Source organism: Streptococcus sp. oral taxon 061 (assembly GCF_013394695.1).
Taxonomy (GTDB): Bacteria; Bacillota; Bacilli; order Lactobacillales; family Streptococcaceae; genus Streptococcus.
Genome location: NZ_CP058258.1, coordinates 1,529,167 through 1,545,565 on the forward strand (window position 1 = coordinate 1,529,167; position 16,399 = coordinate 1,545,565).

The window sequence follows — 16,399 nt, forward strand, 5'->3', positions numbered from 1 at the left end:
TCCTTATGAAATCTTTTTACTGATTATAACAAAAATTAACTATTTTAACTCAAATAAAACATGAGTATGCCTGCAGCGATGGCGACATTCAGACTTTCCGCCTGCCCCTTCATGCTGATATGAACCAGTTGATCTGCTTGATCTGCCATGAAGGGACTAATGCCTTGCCCTTCATTTCCCATAACCAAAGCAAAATCCTCTAACCGATCCAGTTCACGATAATCTTTAGAGTTCTGGGACAAGGTAGTTGCTAGAATGGACAAGTGATTCTTTTTAGCCTCTTCAACGAATGTTTCAACAGACATGCGATAAATCGGCAAATGTAAATGACTGCCCTGCATGGAACGAAGTGTTTTGAGACTGTAGATATCAGCCGACTTGCTTGAAACGATGACTCCAGAAAAACCTGCAGCATCTGCCGTCCGAATCATGGTCCCCACATTTCCAGGATCCTGCACATCTTCCAAGAAAAGATATTTTCCAGAGGTCAAATCCGGCAACTGCTCCTCTTCCTTTTGAACAATGGCAACGATGCCCTGAGGCGTCTGGGAATCTGCTAAATCGAATAAAATTTCCTCTGTCACAAAGACAGTCTGAGGATAATCTACTAGTTTATCTCCATACTCTACTAGAGCAAATATTTTCTCTATCTTTGCACCAGCCTGAATAGCTTCTTCGAACAAATGCCATCCTTCAATTAAATAAGAAGATTTTCGATATTTTTTTTGATGCAATTTCTTGGCATTTTTTACCACAGAATTTGCTTTAGAGGTTATAATAGTCATAGAAATATTATAACACAATCAAGGAGGTTTAGTATGCAAAAGGTCAAAATGATCGCACAGGGACGCGTCCAAGGCGTTGGTTTCCGCTGGGGCGTCTATACCCTTGCCCTCGAGCTAGGTGGAATCACCGGTCGGGTCTGGAACAACGATGACGGAACAGTTGAAATTCTTGCCCAAGCAGAGTCTTCAGCTATCATGGCTAAGTTCATCCAAGAGATCCGAAAAGGGCCCACTCCCTTCTCAAAAGTAACCTATCTCGACGTCCAATTAAGCAACTTTCCATCCTATTCAGATTTCAAAGTCGCAAATTAGGTCTCTAGAACTATTGTATATTTTCAAAAAAAGCAGTAGAATAGAAAGGTATAATTTTTTAAGAAGGAATAAAAACAGTGAAATCAATTAAACGAATCGCCCTCTCAGTCATGGGAGTGGCTATGCTATTAGTCTTGACAGGATGTGTCCAGGTTGATAAAGCAACAGGTCAGCCAACCGGATTTATCTGGAATACCATCGGAGCACCTATGGCAGAGGCTATCAAATATTTTGCCAATGACCAAGGTCTTGGTTTCGGTGTTGGTATTATCATCGTAACTATTATCGTCCGCTTGATTATCCTTCCACTTGGTATCTACCAATCATGGAAGGCTACCCTTCACTCTGAGAAGATGAACGCCCTCAAGCATGTCCTTGAGCCACATCAGACTCGTCTCAAAGAAGCAACGACTCAAGAAGAAAAACTAGAAGCCCAACAAGCTCTCTTTGCTGCTCAAAAAGAGCATGGTATTAGTATGTTTGGTGGTGTAGGATGTTTCCCTATCCTCATTCAAATGCCTTTCTTCTCTGCTATCTACTTTGCTGCTCAACACACAGAAGGTGTTTCTGAAGCTAGCTTCTTAGGTATTGCACTGGGTTCTCCAAGTTGGATTCTCATTGCCTGCGCAGGTATTCTCTACTACATCCAATCACTCCTTTCTCTACACGGAGTTGAAGACGAGACTCAAAGAGAACAACTCAAGAAAATGATTTACATGAGTCCGTTGATGATTGTCATGTTCTCAATCTTCTCACCAGCTAGTGTAACGCTTTACTGGGTTGTCGGTGGTTTCATGATGATCCTTCAACAATTCATCGTCAACTACATGATTCGTCCAAAACTTCGTAAAAAAGTACGTGAAGAATATGCCAAGAACCCACCAAAAGCAAGTAAAACTTCAGGTGCTCGTAAAGATGTAACCCCTGAATCAGCTGCAGTTATCTCAACTTCTGCTAAGAAGAACAAAAAACGCAATTCTGGAAAACAACATTCTAGATAAAAAATAAAAGGCTTAGCATTCGAGCTAAGCTTTTTTTATATCAGAAAAGCCCGATATTTTCATCAGGCTTATTTTTTATCCATGAACACGTTTCATGTAATCTTGATAGCTTTCTGTATCCATCAATTCCTTAGCGTTTTTAACACGATCTGCTGTTGGAGGTTTAACCCCTTCAAGTGAATACGGAATCCCAAGTTCACGCCACTTGAACTCACCCATGGTATGGTAAGGCAAAATCTCAAATTTATCAACATTTTTAAGAGTTTTTACGAATTTCCCAAGCTCAATCAAATCTTCATCACGGTCTGTCAATCCTGGCACGAGAACATGACGAATCCAAACAGGTTTCCCAATATCTGACAAGTACTGCGCACACGCCAAGATATTTTTGTTGGTTTGACTGGTTACAATCTTGTGCTGTGCTTCGTTGATTTCCTTGATATCAAGAAGAACCAAGTCTGTCACGGCCATTAGTTTATTGAATTTCTCTAAATAACGTGGTTTATTACGGAATGGAAGGGCACAAGTATCCAAGGTACAGTGGATGCCTTTTTCTTTTGCTTTTGTAAAGAGAGCAATTAGGAAATCAATCTGTAAGAGAGCTTCTCCTCCACTGACAGTAATTCCACCCTTATCTCCCCAGAAACCACGAAAACGAAGCGCTTCTTCTAGAACATCGTCTACTGTTCGTACACGAGATTTATTGGTTTCCATTGCCCATGTGTCAGGGTTATGGCAATACTGGCAACGCATCTGACAGCCCTGCAAAAAGACAATGAAACGAATTCCGGGACCATCTACCGCCCCAAAACTCTCTGTCGAATGTACCATTCCTGTCACTTGTCCGTAGTCTATTGTTTCTTCTGACATCACGTCACCTTCCTTGAAACCGTTTTATAATTTTATTATATCACGCTTGAAAGGAAAAACAATAGATTTTGTCTATTTTTTAGAAAACAATCTGTTTTTCACTTTCAACTTTCATGATTTTCAAAATTCCTCTATTCCTTGTCAAAGTCAAAGCCATAGAGAGTCGCAAAATAGTCCTCAGGTCGCTCTGCTCTACGGATTAGTCGAGCACCACCGTCCTCTGTGTAGAGAATCTCTGCCGAACGAAGTTTCGCATTGTACTGGTATCCCATAGAGAAGCCATGGGCACCTGTATCATGAATCACTAACAAATCACCAATTTCTGTTTGAGGCAACTCACGATTTACTGCAAACTTGTCGTTGTTTTCACAAAGAGAACCAACAACATCAACCATTTCAGTCTGACCATCAGGATGCATCATGTTAGTAATATGATGGTAAGCACCGTACATAGCTGGTCTCATAAGATTGACAGCTGACGCATCTACTCCTAGATAAGTACGGTAGGTTTTCTTTTTATGAGTAACTTTTGTAACGAGAATGCCATGAGGTGCCAACATAAAGCGACCTAGTTCTGTAAAGATTTTAACCTGACCAAGATCTGCTGGCGTAAGAACTTCTTCATAAACCTGACGAACTCCCTCACCAATCAAGGCGATGTCATTTGGCTCTTGATCTGGACGATAGTTGACTCCGATACCTCCAGAAAGGTTGATAAAGTCCAGCGAAATACCCAACTTTTCCTTGATTTCTACTGCTAACTCAAAGAGCTGACGTGCTAATTCTGGATAGTAGAGGTGGGTCACAGTATTGGAAGCTAGGAAGGAATGAATCCCAAAGGTTTTAGCTCCCTTTTCTTTCAGGATAGCAAAGGCTTCAAAGAGTTGCTCCTTGGTCATCCCAAACTTAGCTTCACCAGGATTATCCATAATGTCTGTCCCTAGTTCAAATACGCCTCCAGGATTGTAACGACAAGAGATAATCTCAGGAATCCCCGCAGCGCGCTCTAAATGGTCGATATCTTCAAAGGCATCCAAGTTGATAGTCGCCCCTAATTCACGGGCATAAGCGTACTCTTGGTCTGGTGTATTGTTAGATGAAAACATCATCTCCGCCCCTGAAAACCCGAGCTTATGACTCATTAAGAGTTCTACATAACTAGAACAATCCACTCCACATCCTTCTTCTTGCAAAATCTTCAAGATAGCTGGAGTTGGGGTTGCCTTAACTGCGAAGTATTCTTTAAAGCCTTTATTCCAAGAGAAGGCTTTGTTTACTGCGCGTGCTTTCTTGCGAATACCTTTTTCATCGTAGAGATGGAATGGAGTTGGAAACTCTTCAACAATCTTTTCTAAGTCTTCACGTTTAATAAATGGCGTCTTCATAGGGCTCCTTCATATTCATTATCAAAGAAAGGCTGGGACGAAAGTTCCAACCTTTAAGCATCTTATTCTCTCTTATTTTTCTGTTTCGAAGATGTTCCCAACTTCAACTTCAATTTGTTGGTTCTTCACATCAATATTGGTAACTTTTAAGAGTGATTTGTAGTCAAACTGCTGTTCACGATCTTCCTGCGCATTATCAGCAAAGACAGCTACACCAGCTAACTCAGAATCAAACTCTGTTAAAAGGCTAATCATACCGTTAATCGTTCCTCCGCCTTTCAAAAAGTCATCAACAATCAGGACACGGCTTCCTGCCTTAAGGCTACGTTTTGAAAGGAACATTTTTTCAATACGGTCGCTAGAACCTGAGACGTAGTTAACACTCACAGTTGAACCTTCTGTGATTTTCAAGTCACGACGAACAATGACAAAAGGTACGTTGAGAACATTTGCTACTGCATTTGCAAGCGGAACCCCTTTGGTCGCTACCGTCATAACAGCATCAATCTTTTGGTCCATAAAGCTCTTGGCAATAATACGTCCAATATTTTTCAAAATAGCTGGAGTGCTAAGGAGATCAGACAAATAAATGTAGCCTCCTGGAAGAATGCGGTCGCTCTCTGAAAGTTTATCGCGAAGCTCTTGGATGATTGTTTTGGACTCAAGGGTAGAGATAGAAGGTGTGAAAATAACCCCACCACCAGCACCTGTCACCGTTTGAATATGACCAATTTCAATTTCTTCAAAGGCGCGCTTAATAATGACAATATCTTCTGAAATAGAAGACTTGGCAGATTCATACTTTTCCGCAAAGGTATTGAGACTGGTTAATTTGTATGGATTGTTAATCAAATAATTGGAAATAACAACCATCCGATCACTTCTTCTTAATTTCATTAGTTATTCACCATTCTTTTTAATTAGTCTTTTTCTCATTATAACACACTAAAGCAAAAAAACGAACTTTATTGTCTAAATAAAGCTCATTTTTTTAGTTTCTAGTCTAATTTTGGCTTGTAGAAGGAACGATTGTCCATTGCAAAGACCTTATTGGTCATTTCCCCCTCATCAACAAGGGCGAGCGCTGTTGACATCATCATCATACTCGCATCCAAATTATCAATCATATGAATAATTTCAGCTTCCATCACACGAGGACGAACAGGACTACCATACTCGAGTAATCCATGGTGGCTGAGAATCACATGGCGCAGAAGCACCACTTCTTCTCGAGTATCATCAATGCCAAGTTCCATAACTGCTTTGGTAATCTCGCTATCAATCAAGGCGATATGCCCGATAAGATTTCCTCTCACTGTATACTCTGTCTGGTCCGGACCTGTTAACTCAATAACCTTAGCCAGGTCATGAAGCATAATTCCCGCATAGAGCAAGCTCTTATTGAGTTGTGGGTACACATCAGCAATTGCCTCTGCTAAACGAACCATAGTCGCTGTATGATAAGCTAGCCCTGTTTCAAAGGCATGGTGGTTGGTTTTTGCAGCTGGATAGGAATAAAATTCTTTATCATATTTAGTATAGAGGGCCCGAACGATTCGTTGCCAGATGGGATTTTCAATCTTGAAAATCATCTGTGCCATGTACTCACGGATTTCTTTAACATCCACTGGTGATTTGACCTTGAAGTCTGCTGGGTCATTGGGTTCGCCAGGCTGAGGTAAGCGAAGGGTAATTTGATTTACCTGTGGAGTGTTGTTGTAAACTTCACGACGCCCTTGCATGTGGACAACTTTTCCTGCAGTAAAGGCCTCAACGTTATGAGGTTGGGCATCCCAGAGCTTTCCTTCGATTTCCCCACTATCATCTTGGAAGGTGAAAGCTAGGTAGTTTTTCCCAGCACGCGTCTGTCTCAGATCGGCTGATTTGATTAGGTAAAAGCCTTCGAACAGTTCATCTTTTTTCATGTGACTAATCTTCATATTCTTCCTCATCTTCTTGGAACTGGAGCAAATCAAGCATAGGCTCACCTTCTGACAATTCAATATGTCGGAGAGTTCGCTCAATAGCTGAAGTACGTCGGTTTAACAATTCATCAATATTACCAGTGGCATGTTGGAGGTGTTTTTGCGCTTTAACCAGAATACCACCAAACTTGCCAAATTCGGTTTTGACGTTGGCTAGAGTTTGGCTAATATGGTCAGCACTCTTTTGGATACTCAGAGTCTTGAAGCCAACAGATAGGGAGTTAAGAAGGGCTGACAAGGTACTTGGTCCCGCAACGATAATCTGCTCTTCCCGTCTCAAACCATCAAAGAAAATCGGATTTCTAACGATTTCTGAGTAAAGACCTTCTGTCGGAACAAACAAGACTCCAAAATTGGTTGTCCGAGGTGGCGCCAGGTACTTACTCTTAATATCCTTAGCAAAACGCTTGACGCTTGCTAGGAGAGACTTACGACAGCGCTCAATCTCGTCCTTGTCACCTGCTTCATAGGCTTCTTCCAGACGGTAATAATCTGCCAGTGGAAACTTAGAATCAATCGGTAGATAGACATATTCCTGGTCACCTTGTCCAGGTAACTTGATGGCGTATTCCACACGTTCACTAGAGTTTTCAACCGTTGCAAATTCTCGTTCATACTGGGCAGGTGTCATGATATCTTCAATAATCTGTCCCAGTTGTAATTCTCCTAGAATTCCTCGAGTTTTTGTACCAGATAAGATCTTATTAAGAGCGCCGACATCACGGGCAACCGTCTGCATTTCACCCAAACCTCGGTTGACAGATTCCAGTTGTTTTGAAACTGTCTCGAAAGACGCTTGCAAACGTGTCTGCAAGGTCTTTTCTAACTTTTCCTCGACCGTTTGGCGCATCTGCTCTAAACGTTGCTCATTTGACTCCTGCAAGGCCTGTAGTCTTTGGTCAGTCTTATCTCTGGTTTGGAGGAGGTTTTCATTCATCTCCTGTCGAACCTGAGTCAGACCTTGGTGCAATTCAATCCGCACCTCCTGCAAACGGTCGCTAACAGCCACTTCTAGATTTTTTTGGTCCAACTGACTAGCTTGTCGTGCTTGTTCAAATCGATAATCTAACTGGTCTGAGAGATTATCTGCCTGGTCTTCTAAACTCTTGGTCAAATATTGCTCCTGCTTGTCCTGCCTTTGCCAAATGAGAAAGAGGCCAGCCAGGTTAGCAATTAATAACAGTAGTAATACAATCTCCATCCTATCTCCTGTCCTTACTATGCAGTACGACCACATAGCCATCCGGGCATGTTACCGAAACTTCCCTATCTATATATTCGTTAGAAGCATAAACTTTCTTAAAGAAAAAATTCTCCTCAGTTAGTTCATACTTGGCTCCGATAATAGTCAACTGACTATCCCTCACAGGCATAAAAGCAAGGTAATCATAGTCCGAACGTGGTTCTAGCTGACTGGTTCCTTCTGGACAATAGCTAATCAAGTTTTGCCCATCCTCAATCTCTATCTGACGCATATAGGGCGCCAATTTAGGATTGCTAGGCAGAAAGACATTAGCCAACATATGGTCAATGCGACCACCTAGGGCACCAAAAATAGTCACCCGAGCTTGAGGATTCTTTTCAAAAATCGTTAAAAGTGCTAGTTCCAGATCGGTATCATCTTTTTCTGGCTGGGCTTGAACAAAATGCTGGGCACGTTTTTGAATCAACTGACATTCTTCTACAGTCACAGAATCAAAATCCCCAACGGCTAAAGCAAGAGGAAGTTTTTCCTCCAGTACCCAAAGTGAGCCTCGATCCACACCGACAAAGCAGTCAAAATCTGTCCGATAGTGACCGCGGTCTCCGCCTGCAAAAACTGCAACTTTAGTCCAGTTGTTTTCTGAGAGCTTGCACTCGTTCATTGACATCTCCCTTAAAGACATAGGACCCTGCTACAAAGACTGTTGCACCAGCTTCTTTGGCTTGAGCAATAGTTTTATCATCAATCCCACCATCAACTTCGATTTCAAAGTTCAAGCCCTTCTCCTCACGAAGTGCCACTAACTCACGAATCTTATCCATGGTTTCAGGCAGAAAAGCTTGCCCACCAAATCCAGGGTTAACGGTCATGACTAATACTTGGTCAACCAAATGAAGCACATGTTTAATCGCCTCAACAGGTGTTCCAGGGTTAATGACAACAGAAGGCTTCACTCCCAAAGATCGAATTTTTTGAAGGGCCCCATGGATATGAGGTGTTGCTTCTGCATGGATGCTGATGACGTCTGCACCTGCACGCGCAAAGTCTTCTAAATGATGTTCGGGATTTGATACCATCAAATGGCAATCAAAGACCATCTTGCTATGAGGACGAAGACTTTCGACCACACCTGCACCAAAACTGATTTGGGGTACAAAGTGACCATCCATGATATCGATGTGGGCATATTCAGCCCCAGTTGCTTCTAAGCGTTTGATTTCACGTTCAAAGTTGGCATAATCCGCTGCCAGAATTGACGGAGCAATCTTGTATTGAGACATAGGTTTCTCCTTATTTTGGAATTTTTTTGCTGACTTTTTTATAGGTTTCTCTACGATTTTCAATCTCACTGAGGAATTGCAGGTAGTTGTCAAAACGGAAGGTAGCAATGATGCCCTCTTCTACTGCTGGTTTTACAGCGCAAGATGGCTCATGGGTATGGGTACAAGTGCGGAATTTACAATCACGACTGACACTAGCAATCTCTGGAAAAGCCTGATTCAGATCTTCTGCTGTTGTTACTTCGTAATCCAGCGATGAAAAACCTGGTGTGTCTGCGATTTTCCCACCATTGAGATTGTAAAAACTAACCGCTCGAGTAGTGTGACGACCACGACCCAGACTGTCTGAGATTTCTCCCGTTTCTAGATTGAGATCAGGTGCGATTTTATTGAGCAAAGTTGACTTTCCAACACCCGTCTGCCCCATGAAGACCGTAATCTTGCCTGTCAACAAGGGTAAAAGTTCTTCTTTACTCGTCACAAAATCGTAACCAATAGCACGATAGGTTTTCTCGTAGAAATCCAGTTCTCTCCTATCCTCTAGTAAGTCCATTTTGGAAATATAGACGATAGGATGAATGCCCTTGTGCTCCAAAAGAACCAAGAACCGATCCAATAAGTTGCTATTAAAGTCAGGCTCTTTGACCGACATGATCACCACAGCTTGGTCAATATTGACAATCGGTGGACGAACCAGACTATTTTTTCGTTCGTGAATCTTGAGAATATAACCTTCGGAATTTTCCTCCGCAGAAAAATCTACCCAATCTCCAACATAGGGCGTATGACCCTTTTTACGAAAATTTCCACGCGCGCGTGTTTGATAAACCTGACCATCACTCTCCACATAGTAGAATCCGGCCAAAGCTTTAATGATTTGTCCCTGCATCCTAGAGTCCTTGTCCTTTAAGCGCATCTGCTAGACTAGCGAATTCTTCTAAGCCAAGAGCTTCACCGCGTACACTTGGGGATAGTCCTGCCTGATCCAATGCCTTAGTCAATTTATCCTTGATTTCATCAGTCTTGCCAAAGTAACCTGTCAGATTATTCCACAAGGTCTTACGACGATGGATAAAACTAGCCTTGGAAACTTTAAAGAAGAATTTCTCGTCTTCCACTGCTACAGCCGGTTCTGGGCGACGTACCATTTTCAGGATAGCTGAATCCACATTTGGTGCTGGCACAAAGACCGTACGAGGTACGATAAAAGCAACCTTAGCTGTCATGTAATACTGAACGGCAATCGACAAGCTGCCGTAAGCCTTGGTATTGGGCTTAGCAGAGATACGATCTGCCACTTCTTTTTGCATCATAACCACAAACTCACTAAAAGGAATGCCACTTTCAATCAAGTGCATGAGAATAGGCGTCGTGATATAGTAGGGCAAGTTGGCTACTACCTTGATTGGTAAGTCAGGATTTTTAAAATTCTGGATGTGCTGTGCCAAGTCAACTTTTAGAATGTCCTCGTTGACTACGGTCACATTGTCAAAATCTCGCAAGGTATCGGCTAGGATTGGTACCAAGCGGTGGTCGATCTCAAATGCCATGACTTGAGCTGCACGCTCAGCCAAAAATTCTGTCAAGGCACCAATCCCTGGCCCGATTTCGATAACATTAACCTGATCATCAATTTCAGCTGTATCCACGATTTTTTGAAGGATATTGGTATCCGTCAAGAAATTTTGCCCGAAAGATTTTTTAAAGGTAAAACCGTGACGCTCCAGCACTGCCTTGGTCACGCTATAATCTGCAATTCTCATTTATTCTCTTTTCTATCTCTTAACCATCATATAAAAAATCAACCTAATTACTAGTGCAAGTATGAGCAAATATACTATACCATTCCTCCACTTGTTCGCTTTTGTATCGGCTCCAGTCATATCGTCCCCTTGCTTATCATCTTGAGGGTTCATTTTATTTAGTTCATCCTGATAGGCAACCGAATCTAGAATATTGTCTTCTGGCAATAATTCTGAAGCATAATAGTCAGGAAAGCCCATAGCAAGACCAATTAGGTTCTTATCCGTTAGAGAAAAGTCCAAATCTTTTGGTTGATTTTCCCGAATAGCTCGGATATTTTTTAACAGTTTATCAGCGACTACAGAGACTTGGTCCATAAAAACTACATCCAAAAGATCAAATCCTAACACATCACCATCTTTTACGTTTGCAAGAATATAACGAACAAAGGCATCATATAGTTTCAAGGCTTGTGGGACATTATCTTCTAAAAAAGAGCGGTTTTGGAGGGCGTTTTGCTGGAATTTTTCAATAGGAAGCAAGATATCTACATTCTGCTCTTGGTAAAACTTTTCTGCTTGCTCTTCATCTTCTTCGAGTTTTTCTGCTGTTTCCCAGAGAGCAATAGGAGCTTTTAAATCTTCTTCATCCCAAAACAATTGCCAAAAATAAGGTATTGTGTAAATTCCCTCTGTTAGAATACGGGCTTCATCTCCGTTTTTTAAGTAAATATAACTTCTATTTGCCATATCGTTTCCTTTCACAATCTTTGAAAAAGGTTACTGGTTCAAGTAAGTGTGGATAAAACTATAAAGTTTCCCAATGTAAAGATCTTTCTAATCTTGAGCTCTTCCTTCTTGTTCCTCACTAAGTTTTTGCATGTCTCTAAAAGCTGTTAGACTAACATAGGCACCCGCTTCATAGTATTCCGTTGGGTTTATAGCATAGTCAAAGCCTTCAATCATGCCTCCCGCTTCTTCAATCATGCCATTCCATTTTTCGTCAAAGACCATTCGCAGACGTTTCCAATCGGTAAATACCGGCACAGAATTTCTGCCATCTTTTCCTTCTTTGACTGGAATGTTGAAACTAGAATCTTTTTCCAAGACAAAGGAGCTTCCTTCCTGACTATCGTCCTTAAATTCCGAAGCAGCATCTAAAGGAATTAGGAATTTTGCTTTCAGCATAGCTTCAGAGAAGAACTTATAATAGAGTTTGTAAATTACTTCTTCATCTTCTGTCGTCGGGCTATCCAGTTGTCCCATTAACAGCATCCATCTTACTAGGTCAGGGTTCATTACAGGAACTTGTATTTCAGGCAAATCAGAAAAATCTGGTTTTTGAACTAAGGCAGAGGCACTGATGCTGACTTCCTTGGAATTAAAGATTGCTCCCAAGGCACCATTTAAGTAAAAGGCTGTCCCAAGGAAATTTTCAATCCCTTTTTTATCTTCCGTATTTTCAATCAGTTTTACGACTGAGTTTGGTCGACTATCAATGGTTTCCTTAAATTGGCGATACCAAGATGGTGTCAAAAGCATGATCATGGGATCAGTACATAGGTATCCCTCTTCTCCCCTGTCATAGGTCGTTGAGAAAAGATAGGGTTCACCTGTTTTTTCTGAATAAACTGCATAAACAGAATCTGCTGCTAACAACTTATCCTTGACAATTTCTGCTAGACGCTCCAACTTGCGGGTGTTAGCTTGATAGCTTTCTTCACTTTCAGTTTCCTGATTTTGACGGCATTTCCATAAAAAGAGGCGTAAAATCTCTACGCTATCATCAAGACTAGATGCCAAATAGTCTTCATTAGTCAATTGACCTTCTTGAATGGCTACAAAAGCACGATAAAGAGCATCTGAATAGCTAGATAATTTTTGCTCTTCCTCAATACCTGAACTAAAGAGCACACTTCCTTTTTTCAGTTTATCCAAAGAAGGAATCCTATCAACCACTAGATGGGCAAGAACTTCATCAGTTAGACTATCTGCATCTTTGTTTTGACTGCTGAGTTTTTTAACCTCTACAGAGCCAAGAATTTCCATTCCTTGGTCGGGATTGCAAAATTGCAACTGATCTCCAACCTTGATACTTCCTTCTAGACTCCCAACAATCAATAATTGATTCGTTTCCTTCATCGGGAACAAATCTAGAACTCCCAAACAAGCATTGCCTTTCGCCTCTTCTGTTTCCTTATTGGATTCAGTTGTTTTTGTTGTTTCTGTCTTTTTTAAAAAATCAAAGATTCCCATAACTTTTCCTCATTGTCTCCACTTAGCACAAAGCCTATGGAGTCACTTTTCTAATGCTTGCAAGCAAGCCTGATTAAACCGTATAAACTTACTTCTATTGTATCATATTCCCCCTACATTTTGGGGGAGTTTCTCAATTCTCATATGATTTCATGGCATCTTCAACTTCAGCTAAACGGATGCCAAATAATTCCAAACGCTTGAGAAGTTGCTTCCCATTGGAATAACCGATACGTAGACTTTCTCCTAGATATTCTCTGCGTTTTCGACTATCTGCCCCAGCCAAAAATCCCAATCGAATCAAGTCACTACGGCTAATATCAAAATCACTTTCTACTTCAAATTGCTCTGTTACTTGAGCCAGTGCTGTTTTCAGGTCCTCGTAGCTGGCATGTTCGATTCCTAGAGAACGTCCCTTGGTCTTAGACTTAGGCACTGCCTCGTCTCGTTTGAGAAAGGCGTGTTGCACTGTCGGAATGGTCGTCATAATCATACGACGGATTCGCTCCCCATTATAATCAGGATCTGTAAAGACAATCACCCCATGACGTTGGTGTAGACGTTGGATGCGTTCTATATCCTGGTCATTTATTGCGGAACCTCGTGTTTCATAGGTCTCCACATCAAAATAACGTTTAAGATTTGCCGTATCATCACGCCCTTCGACTACGATGACTTGGGAAATTTTCTCTTTCATGATTTATGTTCCAATCCAAAGATGCCTTCTGCATTAGCACTTGTCACAGCTGCCAATTCTTCTGTCTTCATGCCACGCAAGTCCGCGATAAAGTCCACTACATAGCGCGTGTAAGCTGTCTTGTTTTCGCGACCACGCTTGGGTGCAGGGGCTAAATAAGGGGCATCTGTTTCTACCAAAATCTTATCCAAAGGTAACTCTTTTGCTGCTTCTTGAATATCTGTTGCCTTTTTGAAGGTCACCACCCCAGAAAAGGAAATAGTCATACCCAGTTCCACAAACTTTTCAGCCCATTCCAGAGAACCAGAGAAGGAATGCATGATGCCACCACGGGGACCGACTCCTTCACTTTTGATAATCTCATAGGTATCTTCGAGCGCATCACGGGTGTGAACTACAAAAGGTAAGTCCAATTCCTTTGATAGCTGAATCTGACGACGGAAAACCTTCTCTTGAACTTCTTTAGGCGCTGTCATCCAGTGATAGTCCAAACCAATCTCACCTAGGGCAACAACTTTTGGATGTTTTAGTTTTTCTAGCAAGTAATTCTCAATATCCTCTGTATAATCTCCTGCTTCTGTTGGATGCCATCCAATTGTCGCATAGAGTTGGTCATATTCTTCCACCAACTCTAGGGCACGCTCAATCGTCGGCTTATCAAAACCAACGATATTCATCCGAGTTACACCCATTTCCGCTGCTAAGGCAAGCTCTTCTTCTTCACGTCCCAAAAATTCCTCTATATTTAAATGTGTATGAGTATCAAAAATCATTTATATTTCCTCGTTTTTTCTACTTTCTATTATACCAAAAAACTAGTCGCATCCTTATAGGAAAAAAATATTTTGAAATCAATGATTTTCCCTTGACGGTATTTTTTCATAGCAGTATAATAGCTCTTGTTGAAAATTTCAAAAAAGGAAAGAAAATGTTTACAAAACTAAAATATACCTTTATCGGTCGTCCCCTTAAATCCTTAACAGAAGGTGAAGGAGGACTTCTTGGAAAAACACAAGCACTCGCAATGCTCTCAAGCGATGCTCTATCTTCTATCGCTTATGGACCCGAGCAGGTCGTCCTCGTCTTGGCTAGTCTTTCTCCCCTAGCTATTTGGTGGAGTCTCCCTATTGGTATCTTTGTCCTCTTACTATTAGCTAGCCTGACCATTTCTTATCGACAAATCATCCATGCCTACCCTCAAGGTGGAGGTGCCTATATGGTTACTCGAGAAAACCTCTCCCCTGAGTTAGGTTTGATTGCTGGGGGAAGCCTGCTTGTTGACTACATGCTAACAGTAGCCGTATCTGTGGCTGCAGGTGCTGATGCGATCACAGCTGCACTTCCTGCTCTCCATCCTTACAATCTCCACATCTCTATTTTTCTAGTATGTTTGCTCATGCTTTTGAATCTGAGAGGCTTGAGGGAATCTGCTAGTTCTCTGATGATCCCTGTCTATCTCTTTATCTTTAGCACGGTCTTCCTCTTATTGTTTGGCTTATTCCAACTATTGACAGGTTCTCTCAGCTATCATGCAACTTCTGCAATTGGTCAAACTGTCCCAAGTCTCTCAATCGTCCTAATTTTAAGGGCCTTCACAAGCGGTTCGGCTTCACTAACTGGAGTTGAAGCTATCTCAAATGCTGTTCCATTTTTCAAGACCCCAAAAGAAAAGAATGCGGCTCAAACATTGACCATCATGTCTCTGATTCTTGGATTTCTATTTGCAGGAATTACCTTCCTAAACTACTGGATGGGGATTACACCTCAACACGGAGAAACAATCCTTTCACAAATGGCTAAAGGAATTTTAGGGGATTCTGCTCTCGGTCAGATTGTTTATTATCTCTTCCAATTCTCAACTGCCCTAATCCTAGCCGTTGCTGCAAATACTGGTTTTTCTGCCTTTCCGATGTTGGCTTACAATATGGCTAAGAACAAGTACATGCCCCATCTCTTTATGGAAAAGGGAGATCGTCTAGGTTACTCAAACGGTATCCTAACCTTGGCCTTTGGCGCTATGATTCTTCTGCTCATTTTTAACGGAAATACAGAACGCTTGATTCCTCTCTATACTATCGGAGTTTTCGTTCCTTTTGCACTTTCTCAAACAGGGATGATTCGCCACTGGAAAAAAGAAAAAGGCTCTCATTTCTTAAAATCTGCCTTTGCTAACATCCTCGGCGCTATCATTTGTTACGCTATCGTTCTTATCCTACTCTTCTTCAGACTTGGAGATATCTGGCCATTCTTCCCAATTATCCTAGTCTTAACCTTCCTCTTTTTAGCCATCCACAGTCATTACCAAAAGGTGGCCAAACAACTTCGACTTTATGAAGGAGTTCAAAAGAAAACCTACGATGGCAATGTCGTCCTTGTCTTAGTGGGAAATGTGACTCGAGTCAGCGTCGGAGCGATTAATTACGCTCAAAGCATAGGAGATGAGGTTTTGGCTATGCATATTTCCACCAAGGAAACGGAGGAAAAAGACCAAGAAATCCTTCAAGAATTCGCTGACTACTTCCCAAATATCACTCTAAAAAACATTAATACTAGCTATCGAGATATCATCACTCCTACAGTTCGATATGTCCGAAAAATCTCTCAAGAAGCCAAGAAAAAGAACTACACGGTTACAGTTCTAGTACCTCAATTTATCCCTAACAAGCCTTGGCAAAATATCCTACACAATCAAATGAGCCTCAAATTGAAATACGCTCTCAGATGGCACGAAGATGTCGTCGTGGCTAGCTACTCTTATCATTTGAAAGAATAAAGAAAAGCTCAAAATCAGAAATTCGCCTTCTGCTTTTGAGCTTTTTCTATTAATCAGCTTTCCAATACATCTCCTACGGTTTTCACATTACATCAATTGCCATAGAAGT

At 41.5% G+C, this 16,399-nt stretch carries 17 protein-coding genes; 3 read left to right on the forward strand and 14 right to left on the reverse strand.

Translation table 11 applies throughout. The features are described from left to right. Positions 1–44: 44 nt before the first annotated feature. A complete protein-coding gene (locus tag HW271_RS07490) occupies positions 45–785 on the reverse strand; it encodes an RNA methyltransferase (RefSeq protein WP_178895486.1) in 741 nt (246 codons plus the stop codon). Positions 786–818: 33 nt separating this feature from the next. On the opposite strand from HW271_RS07490, the gene HW271_RS07495 reads away from it, so the two are divergent. Both HW271_RS07495 and yidC read left to right on the forward strand, forming a co-directional pair. Beyond that, positions 819–1,097 carry an acylphosphatase gene (locus HW271_RS07495; RefSeq protein WP_001174501.1) on the forward strand — a complete coding sequence of 93 codons (279 nt, stop codon included), beginning with the start codon at positions 819–821 and terminating at the stop codon, positions 1,095–1,097. A gap of 77 nt (positions 1,098–1,174) precedes the next feature. Beyond that, positions 1,175–2,098, forward strand: coding sequence for a membrane protein insertase YidC (yidC, locus tag HW271_RS07500; RefSeq protein WP_178895487.1), 924 nt, complete (start codon positions 1,175–1,177; stop codon positions 2,096–2,098). Positions 2,099–2,173: 75 nt separating this feature from the next. Here yidC and pflA read toward each other — a convergent pair whose 3' ends face one another. From pflA to HW271_RS07565, 13 genes are all read right to left on the reverse strand, one after another. Then, positions 2,174–2,968 carry a pyruvate formate-lyase-activating protein gene (gene pflA / locus HW271_RS07505; protein ID WP_178895488.1) on the reverse strand — a complete coding sequence of 265 codons (795 nt, stop codon included), beginning with the start codon at positions 2,966–2,968 and terminating at the stop codon, positions 2,174–2,176. Positions 2,969–3,099: 131 nt separating this feature from the next. Then, a complete protein-coding gene (locus tag HW271_RS07510; protein ID WP_178895489.1) occupies positions 3,100–4,353 on the reverse strand; it encodes a diaminopimelate decarboxylase in 1,254 nt (417 codons plus the stop codon). 72 nt (positions 4,354–4,425) lie between these two features. Continuing rightward, positions 4,426–5,250: a pur operon repressor gene (purR, locus tag HW271_RS07515; protein ID WP_006147832.1), complete on the reverse strand. Its 825-nt coding sequence runs from the start codon at positions 5,248–5,250 to the stop codon at positions 4,426–4,428. Between the two features lie 101 nt (positions 5,251–5,351). Beyond that, positions 5,352–6,293: a 3'-5' exoribonuclease YhaM family protein gene (locus HW271_RS07520; RefSeq protein ID WP_006152067.1), complete on the reverse strand. Its 942-nt coding sequence runs from the start codon at positions 6,291–6,293 to the stop codon at positions 5,352–5,354. After that, positions 6,283–7,539: a DNA recombination protein RmuC gene (rmuC, locus tag HW271_RS07525; protein WP_178895490.1), complete on the reverse strand. Its 1,257-nt coding sequence runs from the start codon at positions 7,537–7,539 to the stop codon at positions 6,283–6,285. The genes HW271_RS07520 and rmuC overlap by 11 nt, the downstream gene beginning before the upstream one ends. Before the next feature lies 1 nt (position 7,540). Beyond that, positions 7,541–8,203 carry a thiamine diphosphokinase gene (locus tag HW271_RS07530; protein ID WP_178895491.1) on the reverse strand — a complete coding sequence of 221 codons (663 nt, stop codon included), beginning with the start codon at positions 8,201–8,203 and terminating at the stop codon, positions 7,541–7,543. Continuing rightward, a complete protein-coding gene (rpe, locus tag HW271_RS07535) occupies positions 8,166–8,822 on the reverse strand; it encodes a ribulose-phosphate 3-epimerase (protein ID WP_178895492.1) in 657 nt (218 codons plus the stop codon). Before rpe ends, HW271_RS07530 begins: the two co-directional genes overlap by 38 nt. Before the next feature lie 10 nt (positions 8,823–8,832). After that, entirely contained in the window at positions 8,833–9,711 is an 879-nt protein-coding gene (gene rsgA / locus HW271_RS07540) for a ribosome small subunit-dependent GTPase A (protein ID WP_178895663.1), read from the reverse strand. Position 9,712: 1 nt separating this feature from the next. Beyond that, positions 9,713–10,585, reverse strand: a complete 873-nt coding sequence (rsmA, locus tag HW271_RS07545) for a 16S rRNA (adenine(1518)-N(6)/adenine(1519)-N(6))-dimethyltransferase RsmA (RefSeq protein WP_178895493.1) — start codon at positions 10,583–10,585, stop codon at positions 9,713–9,715. Positions 10,586–10,597: 12 nt separating this feature from the next. Further along, on the reverse strand, positions 10,598–11,314 hold the full coding sequence (locus HW271_RS07550; RefSeq protein ID WP_178895494.1) for a dimethyladenosine transferase: 717 nt from the start codon (positions 11,312–11,314) through the stop codon (positions 10,598–10,600). 87 nt (positions 11,315–11,401) lie between these two features. Then, positions 11,402–12,820, reverse strand: coding sequence for an SseB family protein (locus HW271_RS07555; RefSeq protein WP_178895495.1), 1,419 nt, complete (start codon positions 12,818–12,820; stop codon positions 11,402–11,404). Between the two features lie 133 nt (positions 12,821–12,953). Further along, positions 12,954–13,517, reverse strand: a complete 564-nt coding sequence (rnmV, locus tag HW271_RS07560) for a ribonuclease M5 (protein WP_178895496.1) — start codon at positions 13,515–13,517, stop codon at positions 12,954–12,956. Next, complete coding sequence (locus HW271_RS07565; protein ID WP_178895497.1) at positions 13,514–14,290, reverse strand: TatD family hydrolase; 777 nt, start codon at positions 14,288–14,290, stop codon at positions 13,514–13,516. Before HW271_RS07565 ends, rnmV begins: the two co-directional genes overlap by 4 nt. Positions 14,291–14,445: 155 nt before the next feature. Between HW271_RS07565 and HW271_RS07570 the strand changes: the two genes are divergently transcribed. Next, positions 14,446–16,290 carry an APC family permease gene (locus tag HW271_RS07570; RefSeq protein WP_178895498.1) on the forward strand — a complete coding sequence of 615 codons (1,845 nt, stop codon included), beginning with the start codon at positions 14,446–14,448 and terminating at the stop codon, positions 16,288–16,290. Positions 16,291–16,399: the final 109 nt, after the last annotated feature.

What these genes read in the sequence shown, in the direction of transcription:
- HW271_RS07490 (WP_178895486.1), bottom strand. Translation starts at nt 785, where the DNA reads ATGACTATTATAACCTCTAAAGCAAATTCTGTGGTAAAAAATGCCAAG.
- rnmV (WP_178895496.1), bottom strand. Translation starts at nt 13,517, where the DNA reads ATGAAAGAGAAAATTTCCCAAGTCATCGTAGTCGAAGGGCGTGATGAT.
- pflA (WP_178895488.1), bottom strand. Translation starts at nt 2,968, where the DNA reads ATGTCAGAAGAAACAATAGACTACGGACAAGTGACAGGAATGGTACAT.
- HW271_RS07565 (WP_178895497.1), bottom strand. Translation starts at nt 14,290, where the DNA reads ATGATTTTTGATACTCATACACATTTAAATATAGAGGAATTTTTGGGA.
- HW271_RS07495 (WP_001174501.1), top strand. Translation starts at nt 819, where the DNA reads ATGCAAAAGGTCAAAATGATCGCACAGGGACGCGTCCAAGGCGTTGGT.
- HW271_RS07530 (WP_178895491.1), bottom strand. Translation starts at nt 8,203, where the DNA reads ATGAACGAGTGCAAGCTCTCAGAAAACAACTGGACTAAAGTTGCAGTT.
- rsmA (WP_178895493.1), bottom strand. Translation starts at nt 10,585, where the DNA reads ATGAGAATTGCAGATTATAGCGTGACCAAGGCAGTGCTGGAGCGTCAC.
- rmuC (WP_178895490.1), bottom strand. Translation starts at nt 7,539, where the DNA reads ATGGAGATTGTATTACTACTGTTATTAATTGCTAACCTGGCTGGCCTC.
- rsgA (WP_178895663.1), bottom strand. Translation starts at nt 9,711, where the DNA reads ATGCAGGGACAAATCATTAAAGCTTTGGCCGGATTCTACTATGTGGAG.
- purR (WP_006147832.1), bottom strand. Translation starts at nt 5,250, where the DNA reads ATGAAATTAAGAAGAAGTGATCGGATGGTTGTTATTTCCAATTATTTG.
- rpe (WP_178895492.1), bottom strand. Translation starts at nt 8,822, where the DNA reads ATGTCTCAATACAAGATTGCTCCGTCAATTCTGGCAGCGGATTATGCC.
- HW271_RS07550 (WP_178895494.1), bottom strand. Translation starts at nt 11,314, where the DNA reads ATGGCAAATAGAAGTTATATTTACTTAAAAAACGGAGATGAAGCCCGT.
- HW271_RS07520 (WP_006152067.1), bottom strand. Translation starts at nt 6,293, where the DNA reads ATGAAGATTAGTCACATGAAAAAAGATGAACTGTTCGAAGGCTTTTAC.
- HW271_RS07555 (WP_178895495.1), bottom strand. Translation starts at nt 12,820, where the DNA reads ATGGGAATCTTTGATTTTTTAAAAAAGACAGAAACAACAAAAACAACT.
- HW271_RS07570 (WP_178895498.1), top strand. Translation starts at nt 14,446, where the DNA reads ATGTTTACAAAACTAAAATATACCTTTATCGGTCGTCCCCTTAAATCC.
- HW271_RS07510 (WP_178895489.1), bottom strand. Translation starts at nt 4,353, where the DNA reads ATGAAGACGCCATTTATTAAACGTGAAGACTTAGAAAAGATTGTTGAA.